This window comes from Microbacterium sp. BF1 (assembly GCF_019279095.1).
In the GTDB taxonomy this organism is placed as follows: Bacteria; Actinomycetota; Actinomycetes; order Actinomycetales; family Microbacteriaceae; genus Microbacterium; species Microbacterium maritypicum.
Genome location: NZ_JAGYWT010000778.1, coordinates 1 through 735, shown reverse-complemented (window position 1 = coordinate 735; position 735 = coordinate 1). Strand labels below are relative to the sequence as shown.

The 735-nt window shown below is 69.8% G+C and carries 2 pseudogenes; both read left to right on the top strand.

From position 1 onward, the window contains the following. Positions 1–354, top strand: a pseudogene (locus tag KZA10_RS16730) (ribonuclease D); the annotation flags it as partial. Positions 355–426: 72 nt separating this feature from the next. After that, positions 427–735: pseudogene (locus tag KZA10_RS16725) on the top strand (acetyl-CoA C-acyltransferase); the annotation flags it as partial.

Genomic DNA, 735 nt, shown 5'->3' with positions numbered 1-735 from the left:
GATGGCCGGGCGTCGGAGGAGCTCCCTCGCGAACGCGTCCCGAGCGACACTCTTCCTCCGCCGCGCGCCTGGGCTGATCGGAACCCCGAGGCGGATGCGCGTCTGAAGGCCGCCCGCCCCGTCGTCGAGGCCGCGGCCGAGGAGCTGGGGATGCCGACGGAGAACCTCCTCACTCCGGAGTACCTCCGTCGCGTGGCCTGGGATCTGCCCGGCGAGACCGCGGAGGAGATCGGCGCTGCTCTGGCCGCCCTGGGCGCGCGACCCTGGCAGATTGCACAGACCGCACAGAAGATCGCCACCGCCTTTGTAGAGGCGGCGCAAACGCCCGACACGACCCCCGCACCCGCTTCGTAGGTTCGACCCAACCGATTCCTCCCCGTTTCGCGGGCTTCATAGACTGAGGCCACGCACTAACTTGGAGGCAGAGTGGCCGAGATCTCGGACGTCTTCTTCGTCGATGGAGTACGCACCCCCTTTGGGCGCGCCGGCGAAAAAGGCATGTACTGGAACACCCGCGCAGATGACCTGGCCGTCAAGGCGACCATCGGCCTGCTGGAGCGGAACGCGGCGGTCCCCACCGACCGCATCGATGACGTCGCGATCGCCGCGACGTCGCAGACGGGAGATCAGGGCCTCACGCTCGGCCGCTCCGTGGCGATCCTGGCCGGGCTGCCCCAGACGGTCCCCGGCCTCGCCGTCGAGCGCATGTGCGCCGGCGCGATGACGAGCGTCACG